Origin of the sequence: Stenotrophomonas africana (assembly GCF_013004645.1) — a bacterium.
Lineage (GTDB): Bacteria > Pseudomonadota > Gammaproteobacteria > Xanthomonadales > Xanthomonadaceae > Stenotrophomonas > Stenotrophomonas africana.
In genome coordinates this window covers 11,885-34,918 of sequence record NZ_JABEME010000015.1, presented here as the reverse complement: position 1 = coordinate 34,918, position 23,034 = coordinate 11,885, and the positions used below count along the sequence as shown (strand labels likewise).

Below are 23,034 nucleotides of genomic sequence, written 5' to 3'. Positions count from 1 at the left end.
CGCAGCGATGACGGAGACTTCGGCATGAAGGGCGAGACGGTCGTACGGGTGACCCTGTGGCTGCTGTGGAGCCTGTGGACGCTGGCCTGCATCGTGCTGGTGCTGGGCGCGCTCGCCAATTACCTGGCTTCGCGCACGCAGACCCTGCCGTTGGTGCTGCAGCCGGGCGCGACCGCCGAGATCACGGTGTACCGCTTCATCGACGACCCGCTGCGGCTGCGCCTGCGCTATGCGGATGACAGCGCCGATCCGGCGGTCGATCCCGAGCTGCGCCTGCGCGCGGACACCCCGACCGATCGCACCGAGTTCCGCGCGGACCGCCGCTCGGCGACGACCGGTCCAGAGATCCACCGCGCACTGGAATCGGTCGAGCGAGACAGGTTCGCCGCCTCGTACTTCGGCTACGGCCGCGGTGATGCACTGCCGCGTGGCCGTTCCTCGCTGCGGCTGACCGTGCTGGAGGTCGACCCGGCGCTGGCCGGCCGTGCGGCCTCGGTGGACCTGCTGCCGCCGATGGACGTGCTGAAGCTGACCGACCTGGACTACCTGTGGCTGTGGCCGTTCTTTTTCTGGAAGGTGGCGGCCTTGTTCCTGCTGATTCCCGGGGCTGCCCTGGCGGCATTCACCATCACTTTGCGACGCTGGCAGCGTCGGGCGTCGAAGCAGCCGATTCCAGCAACGGATACGGATTGATCGATTTCCCCTTCCACCACTGCTTCTCCGGCCCCAGCACGTGCACTTCAAAGTGCAGATGCGGAGCCTCGGCACTGGCGTTGCCGGTGCTGCCGACATAGCCGATGACGTCTCCGCGCTTGATCACCTGCTTCTCCGCCAGGCCATCGGCGTAGCGCTGCAGATGCGCGTAGTAGTAGCACCAGCGGCCACTGGGCTCGAACTGGTAGATCGTCAAGCCACCGCGTTCGCTGTCGAACAGTTTTTCCACGGTGCCATCGGCCACCGCCAGCACCGGCGTGCCGGCGGTGGCCATGATGTCGATGGCATCGTGCACGCGGCCCTCGCTGCGTGCATCGGTGAACGTGTCGCGCAGCTGGGACGCCTGGATGCCCTGCACCGGCAGCAGCAGACCGGCTGGCGCATCGGTGGCGTTGGACGGCGGCGCGGCCGTGGGAGCCGGGCCGTCCACGCGCGGCGTTGCAGCCGCAGCCACCGCAGGTTGCACTGCGGGCTGGGCAACCGCCACCGGCTTGCCTTCATCGCGGTGCAGCCACCAGCCTGCACTCAGCCCCAGCAGAACGCCCAGTACGATCAGCTGCGAAAGACGCATCGGCTCACTCCTGCATCACCACGGGTACCGAGGTATCCACCGCATCGGCCACACGCAGCGCATCCCAGTTGGTCATGCGCACGCAGCCATGCGACTCGGTCTTGCCGACATGGCCGGGCTCGGGCGTGCCATGCAGGCCGTAGTGTGGCTTGGACAGGTCGATCCAGACCCGGCCGACCGGATTGTTCGGGCCCGGCGGCAGTGTCGCCTTCTTTTCACCTTTTCGGGCATCCCAGAACAGCTTCGGGTTGTAGTGGAACGGCGGGTCGCGGTACACACCCAGGATCTTCCATTCGCCGATCGGCAACGGGTCGTGCTGGCTGCCGGACGACACCGGCACCTGCGCGATCACCTTGCCCTGCGCATCCAGCAGCTGCAGGGTGGAGTCGGATTTGTCGACCACGATCTTCGTCGCCTTCGGCAATGCCGCCGGTGCGATGTTGGGCACCTGGATGCGGTTGCCGGCCTTGCTCAGATCCACGCCCGGATTGAGCAGCTTCAACAGCTCAGGGGATGCGTGGAAGCGTTCACCCAGCGACTCTTCGACGTTGTTGAAGCCCAGCGATTTCAGTTTGGACTGTGCGGCGGGGCCCTTCGGCACCGCCTGGAACGGCCCGGCGACATCCTCGCTGGTCAGCGTGTAGCTGGCCAGGGGGGTGACCGTATCAGCCTGCAGGGCCTTCCAGGTCGCGTCATCCAGTTCACCCGTTACCGTCAGCCCACGCGCCGCCTGGAAACCCGACACTGCGCGCCGCTGGTTGCTGCCCACTTCGCCGTCGATCTGGCCGGGAGAGAAATTCGCGCGATCCAGCAGCACCTGGGCGTGCAGGGCAGATCGTGGTGCGGTGTCCGGTCCTGCCTTCTCGGCAATGGGGGCAGGCAGTCCAGGCGGCGGCGCCTGCGCGAACGCAGGCGATGCCAGGAGCGACAAAGCGAGCAGGGCGGATCGGGACACAAGTAAAGGCATTGGGATCTCCAGCAGATGGCGCCACAACCTTGCCTGCAGCCCGCGCAGAGCCACCGTGAAAGCGATCTGACGCCTGCATGAGCAGCCATGCCCGTAGCAGCCCGGTCCCGGGCGTAGATGCCGCCGGGCCGGAGTCTCACCAAGGTGAACGGTACCCGACGCCATCGATGAGTGGCGATCAAGATTGCCTGCCGGGCCGCCGATAAGGGCGCATCCCCCCGTTTTGGATACCCCCATGAACTACTTGAGGAACGTCAGGGTTGCCTGGCGTCTTGGGCTGGGCTTTGGCCTGTTGCTGCTGCTGGTTGCCGCTGTGGTGGCCACCGGCGCCACCGCCAGTGTCGTGCAGAAGCGCGCGATGCAGCAGGTGGTCGACGTCAGCGTGGCCAAGGTGCGCCTGTTGTCGCAGATGCTCGATGCCAACAACCAGATGATGGTGGTGCGCCGCGAGATGCTGATCCGCCAAGGTGACGACCGCAGCAGCGACGAGAAGCGCATTGCCGATCTGGTCAAGCGCTACGAGGCCAGCTGGTCCGCCTACCAGGCGCTTCCGGGTGATGCCGAAGGCAAAGCCATTGCAGAAACCATCGCCACCAAGCGAGCCATCGCGCGCCCGCTCAACAAGCAGACCAGCGAGCTGATGGAGCAGGGCGACTACCCGGGCGCCGTGGCGCTGACCCTGGGCCCGGTGCAGGACGCGGCCAACGGCTGGAACAAGGCGTTGTCGGACGGCGTGGACTTCGAGGAAAAGGAAAGCCGCAAGGCTGCTGCCGAAGCGATCCGCCTGGGCGAGCGCAGCCTGTTGCAGCTGCTGGTGTTGGGCGGCGTCGCGCTGCTGGCGGGCATCGCCGCCTCGGTGATGATCGGCCGCAGCCTGACCGGCCCGCTGGCGCGCGCGGTGAATCTGGCCGAGCGGCTGTCCAAGGGCCAGCTGGACCAGGAGTTCCGCCTCGGTGGCCGCGACGAGCTGACCCAGCTGGGCGAGGCCATGGCCAGCGTCCGCCAGAGCGTGCAGGCGGCGATCGGCGCGCAGCTGCAGATGGCCGAACAGCACGAAGCCGGCGCAATCCGTTATCGCATGGATGCCAGTGCCTTCCCCGGCGATTTCGGCCGCATGGTGCAGGCCACCAACAGCCTGGTCGAATCGCACGTGCAGGTGGAACTGCTGATGGCTGAAGTGATGCAGCGTTATGCCATCGGTGACCTCAGCCGCGACCTGCCGGACTACCCGGGCGAAAAGGGCACGTTGACCCGCACCCTGGCGGCGGTGAAGCAGAGCCTGATGGCGATCAACGCGCAGATCGATGAACTGGCCCGTGCCGCCCGTGCCGGTAACTTCAGCATGCGCGGCGACGCCGCCGTGTTCCAGTACCAGTTCAAGGCGATGGTCGAGCACCTCAACGGCATGATGGCCAGCTCGCAGTCCAGCATCGCCGATGTTTCCGACGTGCTGCGCGCGATCTCGCATGGCGACCTGACCGCACGCATGGATGGCGAGTACGACGGCGTGTTCGCCCGCATGCGCGACGACGCCAACACCACCACCGCCCAGCTGACCGGCATCGTGCGTGGCATCCAGGTAGCCGCCGACAGCATCAACAACGCGGCGCAGGAACTGGCGGCCGGCAACAACGACCTGTCGCGCCGTACCGAGCAGCAGGCGGCCAATCTGGAAGAAGCCGCCGCATCGATGGAGGAACTGACCTCCACCGTGCGTCAGAACGCCGAGCTGGCGCGCCAGGCTGACAGTGAAGCGCATGCCGCCGGTGCCGCCGTGCGCGAGACCGAACAGGCGATGGCACAGATGGCGTCGGTCATGGGTGAGATCGATCAGTCCTCGGCACGCATCTCGGAAATCTCCACGGTGATCGACGGCATCGCGTTCCAGACCAACATCCTGGCGCTGAATGCTGCGGTGGAAGCCGCACGTGCAGGCGAGCAGGGGCGCGGTTTCGCCGTGGTCGCCAGCGAGGTACGCACGCTCGCACAGCGTGCCGGTGTCGCCGCCAAGGAGATCAAGGAGCTGATCGAAGACGCTGCTGCCAAGGTGAAGAGTGGCCTGGCGGTGACCGTTGAATCGGAAGCGGCGATCGCGCGCGTGGCCCAGGCCAGTTCGCGCACTACCCAGCTGATGAGCGACATCGCAGCGGCCAGCAAGGAACAGGCCGCCGGCATCGAGCAGGTCAACCAGGTGGTGGTGCAGATGGACCAGGTGACCCAGCAGAACGCCGCCCTGGTGGAAGAAGCCACCGCGGCCAGCCGCGCGCTGGAGGAGCAGGCGCATGCGCTGACCACGTCGGTGTCGGTGTTCCAGCTGGAGCAGGGTGCGCGCAAGTCCATCGTGCCTGCGCGCGCGGCGTAAGCCAACGGCGGCGCGATGTTGGATGGCGCCCTGCATGCGATGACCCGCATGCAGGGCGTCGATGCACGCAACGGTTGAGTGCCGCTAGCGCCCGCGCGCAGAACGCTCGATCAACCGACCTGCCGCGTACAGCAACAGCAATGTTGGCGGTACCAGCACCGCATACGCAGTCGACCAGGGTTTGCCGTGCAACAGGCTGCCTGCGCCTATGGCATCAAGCGCCCAGTGCAGCTCAGCAAGTGCCGCACTTTCATCCGCACGCCTCCGTTCAACGGACGTCGAAGCGAGCCTGCAGAGGCAGGCTCACATTCCGCAGCAGATCCTTGACCACCACCTGCGCAGTCCACGTGCCTTTCGGATCACTGGCCTCGGCCACGAACTTCAGGTGCAGGTTGGTCATGTACAACAGGGTTGGCGGGCCGGGCAGGGCAGCGGTGAAACAGGGAACATCGCGTTCGTCGATGCTGGTACTGCCGTCCGGGCGCAGCATGCGCAGATCGCAGTGCACCTTGGGTACGCGGTTCTCATCCAGTTGCGGGTTGGACAGGAATGTCAGCAGGAACAATTCACCGCCCGGGTGGACTTCGTCAGCCTGGGTAAAACCTGGAGTGGTCTCTGGTGGGGTTTCCCACTTGGCCCGCCAGTCGGCATCGGAGGTGACCAGCAGCGATGCCGCAAAGCCACCGCTGGATTTCATGGCATCGGTCTCCGGCATTGCCTTGCCGTCCCCGCTTGTCCAGCCATCGCTGGCGGAGCTGTTCAGTGGCAGCATCATGGCCATCATGGCCAGCGCGTAGGTCCATCGCATCAGAGGCTCTCCTTGGCAGCCGCGTCCCGCGGCAGAGCGGGGAGTATCGCTCAACCTTGACCGGCAAAGCAGCAGGATAGCGGGAGCAGAGGTACCGTTGTCTGCCGATGTGGGCGATGCTTGCCAACAAAGGAGGTGGCATGGGAATCAGGGGCGAGGAAAAGCCGGACTGTGATTCAGGATCGGCCGCGCCGCAGGACGTGCTGATGCTGCCCGGCCTGGATGGTTCCGGCTGTCTGTCGACCCCGTTTCTGTCAGCACTTCAGGCCCATGGGCTGACGACGCAGGCGATCACGCTGCCTGCGCAGGGAGGGCAGGATCACGCCACGCTTGCTCAACGGCTGTGGTCGCAGCTGCCGGGCCATCCCTTCATCCTGCTTGCCGAGTCCTTCTCGGGCCCGTTGGCGATTGAACTGGCCGCGCGACAGCCCAGCGGGCTGCGCGGACTGGTGCTTGCCGCGACCTTCGCGCGTCGGCCGGTGCCATTGCCGGCAGCCAGCGCAGCCCTGATGTCGCCGGCTTGGCCTCTGCCTCCCGTGGCGCTGCTGGCCCGCCTGCTGCTGGGGCGGTGGCGCACCCGCGAGCACCTGTCGATGCTGCGCGATGCGTTGGCCCGGGTTCCGGCGATCACGTTGCGGCAACGGCCGCAGCGACCCTGCGGGTCGACGTACGCGCATTGCTGCCGGCAATCGAAGTGCCGACGCTGTGCCTGCACGCGTGCCATGACCGCCTGCTGTGGCCACCCAGCGTGGCCGAGCTGCAGGCCCTGTTGCCCGAGGCGCGCCATGTGTCGTTGGAGGCGCCACACCTGCTGCTGCAGGCGCGCGCCGACGCAGCTGCAGCCGAAGTCGCCGCGTGGATGAGGATGCTGTCACCCTGATCGCAGGACTCAGCCGCGCGAGCGGGTACGCGCAGCCTTCTTCGCCGCCGCCTTGCGCACGGTCTTCTTTGCCGCACGTGTCTTGGCCGCCTTCTTCGCGGCAGCACTGCGCGAGGCGGCTGTACCGGCTTTCTTGACCGCTGTCTTCTTTGCGGCCTTCTTTGTGGCTGTCTTGCGAGCCGGTGCCTTCTTTGCCGCCGTCGTCCTGGTCGTGGCCTTCTTTGTAGCCGACTTCCTGGCAGGCGCCTTCTTGGCAGCCTTTTTGCTGGTCGCCTTCTTGGTGCCCTTGCGTGCGCTGCCGGCGCGCTTGCCGCCGCCGTCCTGCTTGTTCACGGTGGCCCAGGCAATGCGTTCGGCCGTTCCTTCGCTGGCGCCGCGATCACGCTCGCTTTCCTCGATGTGCTCGGCCTGGCGCTTCTGTTTCTCGGTATATGCGGATTTGTCACCACGGGGCATGACAGTTCTCCTGTTGTTGTAGTCAGGCCAGCAGGCGCAGCTTGGGTTCACGCGCCCATTGGCGGGTGGCGGCGACTGCCAGGAAGGCCTTGGCGTCTTCCGCTTCGACGATGCCGGCATCGTTGCCGACCCGTGCCGCCTTCAGCAGCGCCTGGCCACCGGCATCGCTGGCGATGGCCTTCAGGTGCGCCCACGCCTGGCTGACGAATTCGACGGCTGCACTTTCTTTCGACAAGGCCTTCGCGGCTTCAAGGCTGAGCACCACGGCGACCGCATCGAACACGGCCGACGGGGTGCCCGCCAGCTGCCCATCCGCCGCCTGCAGCGCGCCATCGCTGAGCGTGGCACCCCCCACTTTGGGGGCGACCAGCTTCACGTCTGCACCTGCTTTCCTGGCTGCCTTGCTCAGGTTGGCAATGATGCGGGCGTCGGAGCCTTCATCGAACAGGATGCCGATGCAGCGACCCTGCAGGGTAGGCTTGTTACGCCCGATCACGCGCACCTCGGGAGCGGGCGGCATGTCCCGCACCGGGGTGGCGGTTGGCGCGGGGTCGGGCAGTGCGGGCAGGGCCAGGCCATCGGCCACGCGCTGCGCCAGTGAGTCATCGATGTTGCGCAGGTGGCTGACGGTGCGTACCCGCACCTTCAGCGTTTCCACCTTGGACAACTCGAACACCAGCGCCGAGGCCAGGTGCGCCTGCTCCGGCTTTTCAAGGCTGCGGAAGAACATGCGGGCCTGGCTGTAGTGGTCGGCAAAACTCTCCGCACGGGTGCGGCCCTTGCGGCCGTCGTCGGCACTGGCGTGACTGCGGAAGCCGCTGGGCGTCTCGCGCGGGGTGTCGTCCTGCAGCGAACTGGGGTCGTAGGCCACCCGGCCCTTGGGCACCTGCATCTGCATATGCCCGTCGCGCTGGTGATTGGCAAACGGGCACTTGGGTGCATTCACCGGGATCTGGTGGAAGTTCGGGCCACCGAGGCGCAGCAGCTGTGTGTCCAGGTAAGAGAACAGGCGCCCCTGCAGCAGCGGATCGTTGCTGAAGTCGATACCCGGTGGCACGTTGGCCGGGCAGAAGGCCACCTGCTCCGTTTCGGCGAAGAAGTTATCCGTCCAGCGGTCCAGCACCATGCGCCCGATGACCTGCAACGGTACCAGCGATTCGGGAATGATCTTGGTCGGGTCCAGGTGATCGAACGGGAACGCGTCAGCCTCATCTTCGGTGAACAGCTGCACCGCCAGTTCCCATTCGGGGAAATCGCCGCGCTGGATCGCCTCGAACAGGTCACGGCGATGGAAGTCGTTGTCGGCCGACTGCAGCTTCAGCGCTTCGTCCCAGACCGTTGACTGGATACCCAGCTTCGGCCGCCAGTGGAACTTGACGAAGGTCGATTCGCCCGCCTCGTTCAGCAGGCGGAAACTGTGCACGCCGAAGCCTTCGATCATGCGCAGCGAGCGCGGGATGGCGCGGTCGCTCATTGCCCACATGATCATGTGCATTGATTCGGGCATGAGCGAAATGAAGTCCCAGAACGTGTCGTGGGCCGACGCGGCCTGCGGAAAGGCGCGGTCCGGTTCCATCTTCACCGCGTGCACCAGGTCCGGGAACTTCATCGCGTCCTGGATGAAGAATACCGGGATGTTGTTGCCGACCAGATCCCAGTTGCCCTCCTTGGTATAGAACTTGACCGCAAAGCCGCGCACGTCGCGCGGGGTGTCCACCGAGCCTGCGCCACCGGCCACGGTCGAAAAGCGGGTGAATACCGGCGTCTTCACGCCGACCTCGGTCAGGATGCGTGCGCGGGTATGGGCTGCCAGTGATCGGGTCAGCTCGAAGTACCCGTGTGCTGCGCTGCCACGTGCGTGCACGATGCGCTCGGGAATGCGTTCGTGATCGAAGTGGGTGATCTTCTCGCGGAGGATGAAGTCCTCCAGCAGCGTGGGCCCCCGAGGTCCCTGCCGCAGGGAGTTCTGGTTGTCCGCCACCGGGATGCCCTGGTCGGTGGTCATCGCCGGATGGCTGCCCCCAGCCTGCTGGTGGAGTTCATCGCCATCGCCCCGGCGGTGGTTTTCGGCAGGGGTGGTTGCGCGCTTGCCGGTCGGCTTGCTGGCGGCCATTGACGTTGGCTCCGGATCATCAAAAAGGAACCACGACACTGGAACCAGCCCCGTTAAACCCAGGTCCGGCAAAGGTGAACGTACAGGCAAAAGCAGGCTCGGGTATGCTTGCGGCATGCGAGTCGAGCCTGCCGACATCGAAGCCCTGTTCGACGCCATCCCGGATGTGCTGTTCTTCATCAAGGACCTTCAGGGGCGTTACACCCACGTCAACCAGACCATGCTGCGGCGGCTGGGCCTGCGCGCCCGCAAGGACGTGATCGGGCGTACCGCGGCGGAGATCTACCCGACCGGGCTGAGCGCCGACTACGTCGATCAGGACGCCCGCGTGCTGTCCGGTGAGGTGATCGAGAACCTGATGGAGCTGCACCTGTTCGCCAACCGCGAACCGGGCTGGTGCCTGACCTGCAAGCGCCCACTGGTGGTCGATGGGGCCATCGAGGGGCTGATCGGCATCTCCCGCGACCTTGGCCAGAAGGACAGCCTGGGCACCCAGTACGAGCAGTTGCGGCTGGCCCTGGCCCACCTCAATGCGCACTACGCCGAGAACGTGCGCATGCAGACCCTGCTGGACATCACCGGCTTCTCGCTGTCCAAGCTGGAGCGCAGTTTCCGCAAGGTGTTCCAGATGACCCCGCAGCAGGTGCTGACCCGGCTGCGGATCCAGATGGCCATGCACCTGCTGCATGGCGACGACAGCATCGCCTGCATCGGCCAGGCCTGCGGTTTCAGCGACCAGAGCGCCTTCACCCGCAAGTTCAAGGCTGAAACCGGTTTCTCGCCGCGTGCCTATCGTGCCCGTATCGGTGGCAACGTCGGCGAGCCGGCGCTGGCCTGAGCCGCCTGCTGCGCTGTGCCTATCCCCGCGGGCATGGGACAGGGTAAGGTGTCGCCCCTGTAGCCCGCCGCCAGCCCTGCCGATGCCCAACTCGATTCCGACTGCTTCGCCGTCCCGCCTCGGACATTCGCTCAAGCCCCGCCAGCTGATCATGATGGGCCTGGGCAGCGCCATCGGCGCCGGCCTGTTCCTCGGCTCGGGCGTGGGTGTGCAGGCGGCCGGCCCGGCGGTGCTGGTGTCGTATCTGGTGGCCGGTGCGCTGGTGATCATCGTGATGAACGCACTGGGCGAGATGGCGGCGGCCAAACCGACCAGCGGCGCGTTCTCGGTGTATGCGGCCGACGCCATGGGCGCCACCGCCGGTGCCACCGTAGGCTGGCTGTGGTGGGTGCAGCTGGTGATCGTGATCGCCGCCGAAGCGGTAGGCGCGGCCGGGCTGTTGGCCACGGTCTGGCCTGCGGTGCCGGTGCCGATGGCAGCGTTGGCCTTCATGCTGTTCTTCACCGCGATCAACCTGCTTGGTGTGAAGAACTTCGGCGAGTTCGAATTCTGGTTCGCCATCCTCAAGGTGGCGGCGATCCTGGCGTTCATCGCCATCGGTGTGGCGCTGCTGATGGGTTGGCTCCCGCAGGTGACCTCGCCGGGGCTGAGCAACTTCACCGAGCATGGTGGCTTCGCCCCGAAGGGCCTGGCGGGTATTGGCGCTGCGCTGCTGGTTGTCGTTTTTGCCTTCGGTGGCACCGAGATCGTGGCCGTTGCGGCGGCGGAGACCGAAGACCCGGAACGCAGCATCGCCCGTGCCATCCGCACCGTGGCGTGGCGTATCCTGGTGTTCTACATCGGCTCGCTGAGCGTGATCATCGCCGTGGTGCCGTGGACCAGCGAAGCGCTGAAGTCGCCATTCGCCGCCGTGCTGGACATCGCGCGCATTCCGGGCGCCGGCACCGCCATCACCCTGATCGCGGTAATCGCGCTGCTGTCGGCGCTCAATGCCAACCTCTACGGCGCATCGCGCATGATGTATTCGCTGGCGCAGCGACGTGAAGCCCCGGCCGTGCTGGGCTGGACCGATCCGCGCCAGGTGCCGGTGATCGCCGTGCTGGCCAGCGTCCTGTTCGGTTTCGCTGCCACCGTGATGGAACTGCTGTTCCCGGACCGGGTGCTGCCGGTGCTGCTGAACATCGTCGGTTCCACCTGCCTGCTGGTGTGGACGCTGTCGCTGGTCTCGCAACTGGTGCTGCGCCGTCGTGCGGATCGCCTGGGCACCCGGCTGCCGTTCCGCATGGCCGGTTTCCCATGGCTGACCGTGTGTGCGCTGGGCATCCTGGCGCTGATCTTCGGCCTGCTGCTGAGCGAGTCGCACACCCGCCTGCAGTTCCTGTCGATGGTGGCGCTGACGGCCACCATCGCCGCCAGCAGCGCCATCGCAAGGCGCATGCGCGAGGCGTAATTCTGTAGAGCCGACCCTACGGTCGGCTGCTGTTTGCGCGGTCGCCAGCCGAGCATGGGCTCGGCTCTACAACAGGCACACACTCCGCGTGGCACTGTGCAGGCAGGCCGTCATCGGCCCGTCGACCAGGAGTACCGCATGCTGCGCAGCCGTCCCTTCCTGATGTTCACCGGCCAGGCCGAGGCCGCGCTGGCCCTGTACGCCGAGGCCTTCGCCGATTTCCGCCTGCTGGCAATGCAGCGCCATCCGGATGGCGCCGGTGCCGGCGTGCCCGGGCAGGTCCGCCAGGCCATTTTCCTGCTCGGTGGCACCCACTACCTGTGCTTCGACAGCCTGGACGTGCACGACTTCACCTTCAGCCCGTCGATCTCGCTGTTCGTCGAGTGTTCCGGCGCCGAACAGTTCGAGCGTGCCGCGCGTGTGCTGGGCGAGGGCGGCCACTGGCTGATGCCGGTGGGCGACTACGACTTCAGCAACCGCTACGGCTGGGTGCAGGATCGCTTCGGGGTGTCGTGGCAGTTGAGCCTGGGGCAGATGCCGGACCCGTGACCGGATTGTTGTGGGTGTGGCCTTGGTCCGCACACCCTCATGAAAACGGCCCGCTTGCGCGGGCCGTTCTCTTTACCGATGCAGCGAGGAATCAAGCCTCGACTTCATCATCCTTGTAGGCATCGACCGGGATGCAGGCGCACATCACGTTCTTGTCGCCGTACACGTTGTCGACACGCGCCACCGGCGGCCAGTACTTGCTCTGCTTCAGGCTGGCCAGCGGGAAGGCGGCCAGTTCACGCGGGTAGGCGTGGGTCCACTCGCTGGCGGTCACTGCGGTGGCAGTGTGCGGCGCGTTCTTCAGCGGGTTGTCCTCGCGGTCCAGGCGGCCGTCTTCGATCGCGGTGATCTCCTCGCGGATCTGGATCATCGCGTCGATGAAGCGATCTAGCTCGTGCAGCGATTCGCTCTCGGTCGGTTCGACCATCAGCGTGCCGGCCACCGGGAAACTCAGGGTCGGGGCATGGAAGCCGAAGTCGATCAGGCGCTTGGCCACGTCCTCGGCGCCGATGCCGCTGGTCTTCTCCAGCGGGCGCACGTCGAGGATGCATTCGTGCGCCACCAGACCGTTGCGGCCGGTGTACAGGGTCTTGAAGTGCGGGGCCAGGCGCTTGGCGATGTAGTTGGCGTTGAGCTGCGCGACCTGGGTGGCCTTGCGCAGGCCGTCGCGGCCCATCATCGCGATGTACATCCAGCTGATCGGCAGGATCGAGGCGCTGCCGAAGCTGGCCGCGCTGACCATGCCGACCGGGCCGTTGTCCCCCAGCTTGCCCGGCAGGAACGGCGCCAGGTGCTCCTTGACCGCGCACGGACCGACGCCCGGGCCGCCACCACCGTGCGGGATGCAGAAGGTCTTGTGCAGGTTCAGGTGCGAAACGTCCGAACCCCACTTGCCCGGCTTGGCCACGCCAACCAGGGCGTTCATGTTGGCACCGTCGGTGTACACCTGGCCGCCGTGCTTGTGGATGATTTCGCAGATCTCCACCACCTCTTCCTCGAACACGCCGTGCGTGGACGGGTAGGTCATCATGATCGCGGCCAGGCGGTCGCTGTACTTCTCGGCGTTGAGGCGAATGTCCTCGACGTCGACGTTGCCATTGGCATCGGTCTTGGTCACCACCACCTTCATGCCGCACATCTGTGCCGAGGCCGGGTTGGTGCCGTGCGCCGAGTCCGGAATCAGGCAGATATCGCGATGTTCCTCACCGCGCGAGCGGTGGTAGGCACGGATCGCCAGCAGGCCGGCGTACTCGCCCTGCGCGCCGGAGTTCGGCTGCAGGCTCACCGCGTCGTAGCCGGTGCATTCCACCAGCATCGCTTCCAGCGTGTCGATCAGTTCCTTGTAGCCCAGCGCCTGGTCGGCCGGCACCAGCGGGTGGATCTGCGAGAACTCCGGCCAGGTCACCGGGATCATCTCGGCGGTGGCGTTGAGCTTCATGGTGCACGAGCCCAGCGGGATCATCGTGCGGTCCATCGCCAGGTCCTTGTCGGCCAGCGAGCGCAGGTAGCGCAGCAGCTCGTGCTCGCTGTGGTGGGTGTTGAACACGGGGTGGGTGAGGAACGCGGACTGGCGCAGCAGGCCGGCCGGCAGCGCGTCGGCGGTGCTTGCATCCAGCGCGTCGACGTCGGCCTGCGCGCCGAACACGGCAGCCAGCGCGACCACGTCGGCGCGGGTGGCGGTCTCGTCCAGGCTGATGCCGACCGAGTCGCTGTCGATCGCGCGCAGGTTGTAACCGGCGGCGCGCGCCTTGGCATGGATTTCATCGGCATGCACGCCGGTGACGTGCAGGGTGTCGAAGAAGTCGCCACCGACCTGCACACCGGCGTTGCGCAGCGCGGCGGCCAGGATCGAGGCCAGGCGGTGGGTGCGGCGGGCGATGCGGGTCAGGCCTTCCGGGCCGTGGTACACGGCGTACATCGAGGCCATCACGGCCAGCAGGACCTGCGCGGTACAGATGTTGGAGGTGGCCTTCTCGCGGCGGATGTGCTGCTCGCGGGTCTGCAGGGTGAGGCGGTAGGCCGGGTTGCCCTGGGCGTCGATCGAGACGCCGATCAGGCGGCCCGGCATCGAGCGCTTGTAGGCGTCACGGCAGGCCATGAAGGCCGCGTGCGGACCGCCGAAGCCGAACGGCACGCCGAAACGCTGGCTGTTGCCGACCACGATGTCCGCGCCCCATTCGCCTGGGGCGGCCAGCAGGGTCAGTGCCAGCAGGTCGGTGGCCACGGCCACCAGGCCGCCACGTGCGTGCACGGCATCGACCAGTGCCTTGTAGTCGCCCACCTGGCCAAAGGTATCCGGGTACTGCAGCAGCAGGCCGAAGGCTTCCGCTTCCAGTGCTTCAGCCGGGGTGCCGACGCGCAGCACGATGCCCATGGGCTCGGCGCGCGTGCGCAGCAGCTCCAGGGTCTGCGGGTGCACGGCGTCGTGCACGAAGAAGGTGTCCGATTTCGACTTGGCCGAACGCTTGGCCAGGGTCATCGCTTCAGCGGCGGCAGTGGCTTCATCCAGCAGCGAGGCGTTGGCGATTTCCATGCCGGTCAGGTCGGCGCACAGGGTCTGGAAGTTGATCAGCGCTTCCATGCGGCCCTGCGAGATTTCCGCCTGGTACGGCGTGTAGGCGGTGTACCAGGCCGGGTTTTCCAGGATGTTGCGCAGGATCACGTTCGGCGTGTGGGTGCCGTAGTAGCCCTGGCCGATGAAGCTGCGCAGCACAGTGTTCTTGTCGGCGATCGCACGGATCTTCGCCAGCGCCTGTACTTCGGTCATCGACTCCGGCAGCGCCAGCGGCGCCGGCGACTTGATCTTGGCCGGTACGATGGCATCGGTCATGCCATCCAGCGACGCGTGGCCGACGACATCGAGCATCTGCGCGATCTCGGCGTCGTTGGGGCCGATGTGGCGCTCGACGAACGCGTTGTGGTGCTCGAGCTCACGCAGGGAAGGGGTGTTCTGGGACATGGCGAAGGATCCGTCAGGAAAGGGCACACGCACGGGCACAAGCCGCCGGTCGGCGGTCTGCGGGGCGCCCCTCTGTCCTTTTGCCTGAGAGTTTAAAAGTGCGGCGGACCGCAGCTTCGTGCCCCTTCGGCGCCGGATCGAACCGGTCTCTCCAGAGTTCTGTTACGGGTGGTATCGGGCCTGAGCGATTACGGGCGTTGCGCCTTCGGCAGCGGTGTTCCGCTTCTCCCACCGTGTTGCCTGCTGATTATAGCCCGTTGCGGGCCCGCCGGCCGCCTCCAGCCATGGCCGCCGCGCCTGAATGGACGGTGGCCCGGCCGTGCGTTTTGTGCAGTGCTGCATGGCATCGCGCGCAATCCCCACCTATCATGGGCGGATACCCGAATTCATCTGGCGCCGTCCCTGCAGAAGGGGACCGGCGCCCGCCGTGCGTGCCGCGCATGGCCCTGCCGGACGCCTTCCCCATGACCGCCGCTGTTGCTCCTTCCACCCGTCGCATGGCCCTGCTGCTCGCTGGCCTGGCCATGTTCGGTCCGTTCTCGATCGACACCATCTTCCCGGCGTTCCCGCAGCTGGCCCAGCGCCTGGCGGTGGACGAGGTGGCGGTGCAGCAGACCATCAGCGTGTACCTGCTGTTCTACGGCCTGATGAGCCTGGCGCACGGTCCGCTGTCCGACGCCTGGGGCCGCAAGCGGGTGATCCTCGGTGGCCTGGTGGTGTTCGTCGGCGCTTCGGTCGGCTGCGCGCTGTCCACCGATCTGACCACGCTGCTGGCGTTCCGTGCGCTGCAGGGCCTGTCGGCAGGTGTCGGCATGATCGTCGGCCGCGCGGTGATCCGCGACCTGTACCACGGCCACGACGCACAGCGCCTGATGAGCCAGGTGTCGATGCTGTTTGGCATCGCCCCGGCGATCGCACCGATCATTGGCGGCTGGATCCTGCTCAGTGGCGCCGGCTGGCCGCTGATTTTCTGGTTCCTGGTGGTGTTCGCGCTGGTCCTGCTCGCAGCCACCGCGCGCTATCTGCCGGAGACCCATCCGGTCGAAGCACGCGTGCCGTTGTCGCCGCGCACGCTGATGCGTGATTACGTGCGCATCGGCTTCAACCCGCGCTTCCTGCGTCTGGCGCTGGCCGGCAGCATCGGCTTCGGTGGCATCTTCCTGTACATCTCCTCGGCGCCGGTATTCGTGATGCAGCACCTGCATCTGGGCGAGGGCGGCTTCGCCTGGCTGTTCATTCCCACCATCGGCGGCATGACCACCGGCTCGTTCCTGTCCGGGCGCATGGCCGGCCACACCACGCCGACGCGCCAGGTCGCCATCGGTTTCGGCCTGTGTGCGCTGTCGGTGCTGCTGAATGTCGGCTATGTGGCGCTGTCGCCGCAGTTCGTGCTGCCGTGGGCGGTGCTGCCGATCTTCCTGGGCGGCATGGGCATGGCACTGATCTTCCCGATCCTGGCGCTGGCGGTGCTGGACATGTACCCGCACCAGCGCGGCCTGGCCTCGTCGCTGCAGGCCTTCGTCCAGCTGATGATCAGCACGGTGGTGGCCGGCGTGGTGTCGCCGCTGCTGAGCGCCAGCCCGCTGCACCTGGCGCTGGGCCAGGCCGCGTTCTTCGGCGCAGGCTTCGTGTTCTGGTACTGGGAACACCAGCGTGAACGCGCGGCGCAGGCGGCCTGCACGGGCCATTGAGCAGCGCGCAGGGGTAGGGCCGGCCGCAATGCCCGCAACGCTTGCGACGAGGAACGACCGGACTAGGCTGGACACTCCAGCCAGCCGGTGCGTGGATGCACGACAGCCAGCCAATCCGATGCCGTTGCATGAGGTTCCCCCATGGCTGCGCAGCAGACCTACCGCCTGTTCGAGGTGGCGCTGAAGGAGCGCCGCGTTCTTTCCCCTTCCCTGGACCGCATGGTGTTCACCGGTGCCGACGTGGCGCGGATGAAGACTGAAGGCCCGGACCAGCGCATCAAGGTGTTCTTCCCCTTGCCCGGCCAGGAGGTGCCGCAGGTCCCCAGCGGTGATGACTGGTACCCGCGCTACCGGGACCTGCCGGATGATCAGCGCCCGCCGATGCGTACCTACACCATCCGCCAGTTGCGGGCCGAGCAGGGCGAGGTCGACGTCGATTTCGTGCTGCATGGCGAGACCGGGCCGGCCTCGCGCTGGGCCATCCACGCGCGGCCGGGCGACCGCGTCGTGCTGCTGGCCCCTGACGCCGATTGTGCCGGGAGCAGCGAGGGCTGGGAGTGGAAGCCACCGGCCGGTGTCGGCCAGGTGCTGCTGGTGGCCGATGAAACCGCGTTGCCTGCGGTGGCCGGCATCCTTGAGGAACTGTCAGCCATGGTCGACCCACCGCGCACGCTGGCGCTGCTGGAGGTGGCGCAGGCCGGTGATGCGGTGCACCTGAAGGCGCCCTCCAGCGCCGAGCTGGTCTGGCTGCCGCGCGGGCAGGCCGCCTACGGGCAGCGGTTGCTGCAGGCGGCCCAGGCGCGGTTGGCAGCGGCCTCGGGCGTGGCTGCCGGCGATGCGCTGGAGGAGATCGACGTCGATACGCAGATCCTCTGGGAACAGGCCGATACCCGCGTGGCCGGGCCGCTGTATGCCTGGGTGGCGGGCGAAGCGGGGGCGGTGATGGCGATCCGCCGCCACCTGGTGCGCGATTGCGGGCTGGACCGCCGCGCGATCACCTTCATGGGCTACTGGCGGCAGGGCAAGGTGCTGGACTGACCGGACTGGATCGAGCACGCGTGAAGCAGCGCTGCGGGCGGGGTGCGCTATCCTTGCGCCCCCCTTCGCAGCGGTACCGCACCATGTCCACCAGCTCCAAGACCCGCCGCGACCAGCGCCGTCGCCAGGAAAAGCAGGCCGCCAACAAGGCCGCTGCGCAGGCTTCGCCGGTGGAACCGCATGCCGAACTGCGCGACGCGCAGCGCACCCTGCTGGCTGGTGTCGTGCGCCGCGACGGCGAATGGGTGCTGGGCATGGACGGCCGCATCGCGGGCCACAGCGAGAGCGCTGCGCAGGTGCTGGCGCTGATCATGCAGGCCGGTGAGCTGCACGAACGCAAGGGCACGCCGGTGCGCCTGATGTACTCCGATGCACTGCGTGATGCCGCACAGGCCGAAGCAAAGGAGAAGGGCCAGACCTTCGAGGAGTTCAAGGCCGAGCTGGCCGCGGCGATGGCGGCGAAGAAGAACAGCTGATCGTGCCCAATATGTAGAGCCGAGCCATGCTCGGCTTGCCGTACGCAGCACGGTGGAAATGCAGCCGAGCATGGCTCGGCTCTACAACAAGGAGAAGGGGCGGATCCTCGCGGACCCGCCCCTTTTCTCATTTCGCCGCCGGGGCCGCGTTGGCCTGCCAGCCGCACATCTGGCCTTCGTTCTGCTGCTTCAGCCACTCGTTGACCGGCGTGAAGTACTCGATCATCGGGCCGGCATCGAGCTTGTCGGTGCCGGTCAGCTCCTTCAGCGTGGCCTGCCACGGCTGGCTGGCACCCTTGCTCAGCATCGCCCAGTACTTCTGGCCGGCTTCCTTGTTGCCGTAGAAGGTGCACTCATGCAGCGGGCCCTTGTAGCCGGACGCGTCGCACAGGCCCTTGTAGAACTGGAACTGCAGGATGCGCGCCAGGAAGTAGCGGGTGTACGGGGTGTTGCCCGGCACGTGGTACTTCGCGCCCGGATCGAAGAACTCTTCACCACGGGTGCTGGCCGGCGCTACGCCCTGGTACTTGGCCTTCAGGTCCCACCACGCCTTGTTGTAGTTGTCGGCGGTGATCGAGCCATCGAACACGCCCCAGCGCCAACGGTCGATCATCAGCCCGAACGGCAGGAACGACACACCGGACAGCGCCATGCGCATCTGGTTGTTGATGACCGCCTCGCGGCTTTCGGTCGGCGCATCGACCAGGCCGATCGAGCTGAGGTACTTGGGCGTCATCGCCAGCACGATGGTGTCGCCGATCGCTTCATGGAAGCCATCGTTGGCACCCCCCTGGAACAGCGGCGGCAGCGGGTTGTAGGCCAGGTCGTAATAGATGTGGCCCAGCTCGTGGTAGATGGTGGTGAAGTTCTCTTCGTTCGGCTTGATGCACATCTTGGTGCGCACGTCGCCTTCCATGTTCATGTCCCAGGCGCTGGCGTGGCAGACCACGTCGCGGTCGTCAGGCTTGATGAACTGGGTTTTTTCCCAATACGACTGCGGAAGCGACGGCATGCCCAGCGACACGTAGAAGTCCTGCGCGCGTTCGGTCATCTGCCTGGCGGTACGCAGTTCGGCCTCGCGCTGCGCCTTGTACTGGGCGGCGACGTTGGCGTCCTTGCCGGCCTTGGCCAGCGCCGCGCTCAGGTTGGTCTGGTACTGCTTTTCCAGTGCCGCGGTGATGTCCAGGCTGCCGGCGCCCGGATACGGTTCCAGCTGGTCCCACAGATTCGACCAGTCCTGCTGCCACATGTTGCCCAGCAGGTGCGCGGCGATCAGGCCGTTGCCCACTTCGGCCTTGTCCTTGCCGTAGGTCTTGTCCAGCTTGCCGCGTGCGTAGCAGTGCAGCTGCTCGTACATCGGCTTGACCTGTTCCCACAGGCGGTCGGTTTCCGGGCCGATCTGCTCCGGCGGCATGTCGTAGCCGCTGCGCCACATCTGGCCGGCATCGGTGAAGCCCATGCCCTTGGCGCCTTCGTTCACCAAGCCGACGAACTTCTGGTAGTCGCCGCGCATGCTCTTGGTGGTGCTGTGCCAGCCCTGCCAGGCATCGAGCTGCTTGTCGTAATCGCGGCTGCGCGCCAGTACCTGTTCCAGCTCGCCCAGCTGGCGGCAGGAGTTGGGATCATTGGCGTCGGTACAGTACTTGCCGGCGCCGTAGCTGCCTTCCATGCGGGTGGCGATCTGGGTCAGTTCGGCCAGCTTGGCCGGGTCGCGCGGTGCCGGCATCGAGGACATCAGCTTCAGCAGGTGGATCGCGCGCTTGCTGTCCTCGCTCATCGGCTTGCCGTCGAACTTGGCGGCCTGTTCGATCCAGCTGTTGAGCTGGGTCAACGAGCGTTCGTTGGCTTTGGCTGCGATACGTTCGGAATCACTGTTGATGTAGGTGGAGGACAGCCATTGCGCCGAGGTCATCTCCGGGTAGGCGGCCTTGAATTCGGCATTGATGCGGGCCACGAACTGGTCGGCGGTTTCGCCGGCCGGGGCGCTGTTGCTGGCGGTATCGGTGCCTGGCGCAGCTTCCTTCTTGCAGGCGGCCAGGGCCAGCGTGGCGACGGCGATTGCCGAGGCCAGCAGGAGATGACGGTGTTTCACGGGCGGTCCTTGGGTGGTGAACGACGGCCGAAGGCTAGTGGGCCGTCGCCGCCACCGCAAGTGGCGGAAGTCGGCCGGGCGGCGCCCGGCACCCGCAGAGGCCTTCAAGCAACGGCAACGTCAACTTCAAAAGCGGGGATTCCGCGGTTTGGCGGGGCGGTGTCGGAGTGCGGGGACGCCGCAAGTACGTCCTTGTAGGCTTGGCAGCCGCATCCATGCGGCTGACACCCCGCACTCCGACACCGTCCCACCTCTGACAGGTCTCTACGGCTGTTGGTGGGTGTCGACCTTGGTCGACACATCTGTCAGGTATCGAATGAGTCATCCACGCATGGCGTGGATCTACTGTGTCGACCAAGGTCGACACCCACCAGGGCAATACGTCGTTCCAACAGATCGCGGAAAACTGTCGAAGGCGGGGTGGGTCCGGTGGCGGGAGTGTCCGCGGCATGGATGCCGCGGCCAAGCCCCCAAGGATGGGTTTACGGCGTCTCCCGCCACCGGACCCACCCCGCCAACCCCCGGAATGCACGCTGTTGCTGTTGCTTCGGCCGTTGCCGTTGCCTCTGCAGGTGCAGGGCTGCAAGCCCTGCCGAACAACCCTCAACCTTCGCAGTTGGCGAACAGGTCGCGATCACGCTCGTACAGCGAGGTCTTCACCTGCATCAGGCCCAGCACCGACGGGAACAGGTTGTCATGGTCGGTATAGGCTGCCGAACGCTTGCGCACGCACTGCAGGTCCAGCCCGCGGCTGCTGGCGAAGCCCTGCGAGAACCACATCGTCATCGGCACCCGGGTCTGCTCGGCCGGGGCGATGGCATAGGGCACGCCGTGCAGGAACAGGCCCTTCTCGCCCAGCGACTCGCCGTGGTCGGACAGGTAGATCATCGCTGTATCGTAGTCCTGCATCCCCTGCAGCGTGCCGATGGTCTTGCTCAGGAAGTGATCGGTGTACAGCACGGCGTTGTCGTAACTGTTGGTGATCTCTTCGCGCGAGCAGCGGCCGATGTCACGGGTGTCGCAGGTTGGCTTGAAGCGGGCAAAGGCGGCCGGATAACGCTCGAAATACGCAGGGCCATGGTTGCCCAGCTGGTGCAGCACCACGACGCGGTCGCCGGGCCTGGCTCGCACCTGGGTGGCCAGGTCCTGCAGCAGGATCTCGTCCATGCAGCGGCCGTCGGCGCACAGGCCCGGGGTGGTCGCATCGGACAGCGACTGGAAGTCCAGACCTTCGCACACACCCTTGCAGCCGGACTGGTTGTCACGCCACAACGGTGCGATGCCGGCACGGTTCAATACGTGCAGCAGCGACTGGTGCGCGCGGATCTTCTTCTCGTCGTAGTCGTGGCGGCCCCATGGCGAGAACAGGCACGGCAGCGAAACCTCGGTGCTGGTGCCGCACGAATGCATGTCGGGGAAGTTGATCACCGGTGCCTGGGCCAGTTCAGGGGTAGTGTTGCGACCACCGTTGAGCCCCCAGTTCTGCGCGCGCACGGTCTCGCCCATGACGATCACCAGCAGGCGCGGTTTGCTGGCAGGTGCACGCGGAGTGGCCTTGGCGTCGGTACCGATCGGCAGCTTCGGCGCGCGCTGCACCGGATTGTCGCCACGCAGCGCACGCGGCATGCCCAGCAGCACGTTGGCCGGGGTCGCGAGGTAGCGTACTTCGCGCTGGTTGCGCATCAGCGCCGAGACATCCTGGAACGAGATCAGCGCACCGCCGAGCGCGGTCACCGCAGCCACCGCCAGGAAGCCGAGACGCCACAGCAGGCTGCGTCCCCAGCTGCGACGACGCACCTGCACGCGCCACAGCACCACCATCGGCAGCACCGCCAGCAACAGCACCGGCCACAGCAGCGACACGGTCATCAGCTCGCGGCTTTCCTTGGGGTCGGTCGCCAGCACGTTGCGCAGCATGTCCGCATCCAGGTAGATGTGGTAGCGGCTCATGTAGTGCGCAGCGAATGCAGTCACCAGCAGCAGCAGGCTGATCACCACCTTGGCGTTCCAGCGCCAGACCAGGATGCCGAGCAGCACGCCGTGCGCACCCAGCAGCAACAGCAGCAGCGAGAGCGCGTAGCGCAGGCTGCCCGGATGGCTGGCCATCGCGCTGTGCCAGAACAGGCCGTTGCCGGCCACCGCGAAGAACAGGCTGGTCAGTGCGATCAGTGCTTCGGTGGAGAGCTGCGGCCGCCAGCGGCGAAGGTTCGCCAACGCGGGAAGACGGGCGGGGCGTTGGACCGATGCACTCATGCGTTTGCCTCCTGGCGGTGGGGACGGTCCAGCTGATGGCGGATCAGAACATACAGGCCCAGCGAAAGCAGCCAGCAGATCAAAGCGGTCGCAACGTCATGTGAAAGGAAATGCGCGCCCCGCAGCTGCTGGCTGATGCCGAATACCAGGCCGGCACCAAGGCCGACCCACAACCCCACCCAGCGCCAAGACGGGCGCCACAGCAGAGCGAAATAGTACAGACAGAGCCACGCGTAGCCGGCGCTCGCATGCCCGGCCGGGAAGCAGGCCTGTGGCGCCATGCCGGCTGGGCGCAGGGTGAAGAGCCCGATGAAAGGCTGGTGGCCGCCGTAGCGCAGAAGATCCCAGGGGCATTCCATCGGCACCAGCGACTTCAGCAGGGAAATCACACCCGTGCCCAGGGCCATGGCAATTACGACATAAAGCAGCGCCCACCGCAGGGTGCGATCGCGACCCTTTCGCCAGTGGTGGAAGCACAGCAGGATCGCCACGAGCGCAGCAGCCGTGCTCAGCCACTTGCCGACCTTGTGCACCACCGTGCGGGTGATCCAAGCGTCCTGCAGCGCCCAGTGACCACCCTCCAGGCGGAACAGATGATCGGCCACCCATTGGTCGCCGCCGAAACCCATCAGCAGCGTAAACAACGGCAGACCGATTGCGACAGGCAGCCAGAGGTGAGTTACGGCAAATCGTGACGCCAGTGGCGATGTCGCAAGCGGCGCTACCGAATCAAGGGGACGGACGGGCATGCTGGGAAAGGGCGGTTCGGGAATCCGCAGTCATGCTCGTCACCTGGATGTCGGAGAAGGGTCGGACG

The 23,034-nt window shown here is 66.5% G+C and carries 17 protein-coding genes, 1 pseudogene and 1 riboswitch; of the genes and pseudogenes, 9 read left to right on the top strand and 9 right to left on the bottom strand.

Features of this window, described 5'->3' with window-relative positions; translation table 11 throughout:
* Positions 1-24: 24 nt before the first annotated feature.
* Positions 25-693: a hypothetical protein gene (locus HLA98_RS18945; protein WP_057499871.1), complete on the top strand. Its 669-nt coding sequence runs from the start codon at positions 25-27 to the stop codon at positions 691-693.
* On the opposite strand, the gene HLA98_RS18940 is transcribed toward HLA98_RS18945, so the two are convergent.
* Together HLA98_RS18940 and HLA98_RS18935 are read right to left on the bottom strand one after the other, a co-directional pair.
* The gene (locus HLA98_RS18940) at positions 629-1,285 is read right to left on the bottom strand and encodes a M23 family metallopeptidase (RefSeq protein ID WP_057499870.1); all 657 of its coding nucleotides are present in this window, start codon (positions 1,283-1,285) and stop codon (positions 629-631) included. The genes HLA98_RS18945 and HLA98_RS18940 overlap by 65 nt on opposite strands.
* Positions 1,286-1,289: 4 nt before the next feature.
* Complete coding sequence (locus tag HLA98_RS18935) at positions 1,290-2,252, bottom strand: L,D-transpeptidase family protein (RefSeq protein WP_057499869.1); 963 nt, start codon at positions 2,250-2,252, stop codon at positions 1,290-1,292.
* Between the two features lie 235 nt (positions 2,253-2,487).
* On the opposite strand from HLA98_RS18935, the gene HLA98_RS18930 reads away from it, so the two are divergent.
* Positions 2,488-4,614 (top strand): methyl-accepting chemotaxis protein, encoded by a 2,127-nt coding sequence (locus tag HLA98_RS18930; protein WP_057499868.1) that lies wholly within the window; start codon positions 2,488-2,490, stop codon positions 4,612-4,614.
* 268 nt (positions 4,615-4,882) lie between these two features.
* On the opposite strand, the gene HLA98_RS18925 is transcribed toward HLA98_RS18930, so the two are convergent.
* The gene (locus tag HLA98_RS18925; protein ID WP_057499867.1) at positions 4,883-5,422 is read right to left on the bottom strand and encodes a hypothetical protein; all 540 of its coding nucleotides are present in this window, start codon (positions 5,420-5,422) and stop codon (positions 4,883-4,885) included.
* Between the two features lie 140 nt (positions 5,423-5,562).
* On the opposite strand from HLA98_RS18925, the pseudogene HLA98_RS21415 reads away from it, so the two are divergent.
* Positions 5,563-6,302: pseudogene (locus HLA98_RS21415) on the top strand (alpha/beta fold hydrolase).
* A gap of 9 nt (positions 6,303-6,311) precedes the next feature.
* On the opposite strand, the gene HLA98_RS18915 reads toward HLA98_RS21415, so the two are convergent.
* A complete protein-coding gene (locus tag HLA98_RS18915; RefSeq protein WP_057499866.1) occupies positions 6,312-6,758 on the bottom strand; it encodes a hypothetical protein in 447 nt (148 codons plus the stop codon).
* A 22-nt stretch (positions 6,759-6,780) separates the two neighbouring features.
* Positions 6,781-8,871 carry a catalase gene (locus tag HLA98_RS18910; protein ID WP_057499865.1) on the bottom strand — a complete coding sequence of 697 codons (2,091 nt, stop codon included), beginning with the start codon at positions 8,869-8,871 and terminating at the stop codon, positions 6,781-6,783.
* Between the two features lie 115 nt (positions 8,872-8,986).
* Between HLA98_RS18910 and HLA98_RS18905 the strand changes: the two genes are divergently transcribed.
* From HLA98_RS18905 to HLA98_RS18895, 3 genes are all read left to right on the top strand, one after another.
* The gene (locus HLA98_RS18905) at positions 8,987-9,709 is read left to right on the top strand and encodes an AraC family transcriptional regulator (protein ID WP_032127825.1); all 723 of its coding nucleotides are present in this window, start codon (positions 8,987-8,989) and stop codon (positions 9,707-9,709) included.
* Between the two features lie 82 nt (positions 9,710-9,791).
* On the top strand, positions 9,792-11,159 hold the full coding sequence (locus HLA98_RS18900) for an amino acid permease (RefSeq protein WP_057499864.1): 1,368 nt from the start codon (positions 9,792-9,794) through the stop codon (positions 11,157-11,159).
* Between the two features lie 138 nt (positions 11,160-11,297).
* The gene (locus HLA98_RS18895; RefSeq protein ID WP_005410627.1) at positions 11,298-11,708 is read left to right on the top strand and encodes a VOC family protein; all 411 of its coding nucleotides are present in this window, start codon (positions 11,298-11,300) and stop codon (positions 11,706-11,708) included.
* A gap of 91 nt (positions 11,709-11,799) precedes the next feature.
* On the opposite strand, the gene gcvP is transcribed toward HLA98_RS18895, so the two are convergent.
* Entirely contained in the window at positions 11,800-14,667 is a 2,868-nt protein-coding gene (gene gcvP, locus HLA98_RS18890; protein ID WP_057499863.1) for an aminomethyl-transferring glycine dehydrogenase, read from the bottom strand.
* Between the two features lie 62 nt (positions 14,668-14,729).
* A riboswitch (glycine riboswitch) is annotated at positions 14,730-14,832 on the bottom strand.
* A 299-nt stretch (positions 14,833-15,131) separates the two neighbouring features.
* Here gcvP and HLA98_RS18885 point away from each other — a divergent pair.
* From HLA98_RS18885 to HLA98_RS18875, 3 genes are all read left to right on the top strand, one after another.
* Positions 15,132-16,358, top strand: a complete 1,227-nt coding sequence (locus tag HLA98_RS18885) for a multidrug effflux MFS transporter (RefSeq protein WP_057499887.1) — start codon at positions 15,132-15,134, stop codon at positions 16,356-16,358.
* Positions 16,359-16,499: 141 nt separating this feature from the next.
* A complete protein-coding gene (locus HLA98_RS18880; RefSeq protein WP_057499862.1) occupies positions 16,500-17,396 on the top strand; it encodes a siderophore-interacting protein in 897 nt (298 codons plus the stop codon).
* An 83-nt stretch (positions 17,397-17,479) separates the two neighbouring features.
* Complete coding sequence (locus HLA98_RS18875; RefSeq protein ID WP_014038106.1) at positions 17,480-17,872, top strand: hypothetical protein; 393 nt, start codon at positions 17,480-17,482, stop codon at positions 17,870-17,872.
* A gap of 127 nt (positions 17,873-17,999) precedes the next feature.
* Here the strand turns inward: HLA98_RS18875 and HLA98_RS18870 are convergent, their stop codons facing one another.
* The 3 genes from HLA98_RS18870 to HLA98_RS18860 form a co-directional block, all read right to left on the bottom strand.
* A complete protein-coding gene (locus HLA98_RS18870; protein WP_057499861.1) occupies positions 18,000-19,964 on the bottom strand; it encodes a M2 family metallopeptidase in 1,965 nt (654 codons plus the stop codon).
* 603 nt (positions 19,965-20,567) lie between these two features.
* A complete protein-coding gene (locus HLA98_RS18865) occupies positions 20,568-22,217 on the bottom strand; it encodes a phosphoethanolamine transferase (RefSeq protein ID WP_057501071.1) in 1,650 nt (549 codons plus the stop codon).
* Positions 22,214-22,966 (bottom strand): phosphatase PAP2 family protein, encoded by a 753-nt coding sequence (locus HLA98_RS18860; protein ID WP_057501070.1) that lies wholly within the window; start codon positions 22,964-22,966, stop codon positions 22,214-22,216. Before HLA98_RS18860 ends, HLA98_RS18865 begins: the two co-directional genes overlap by 4 nt.
* Positions 22,967-23,034 lie beyond the last annotated feature (68 nt).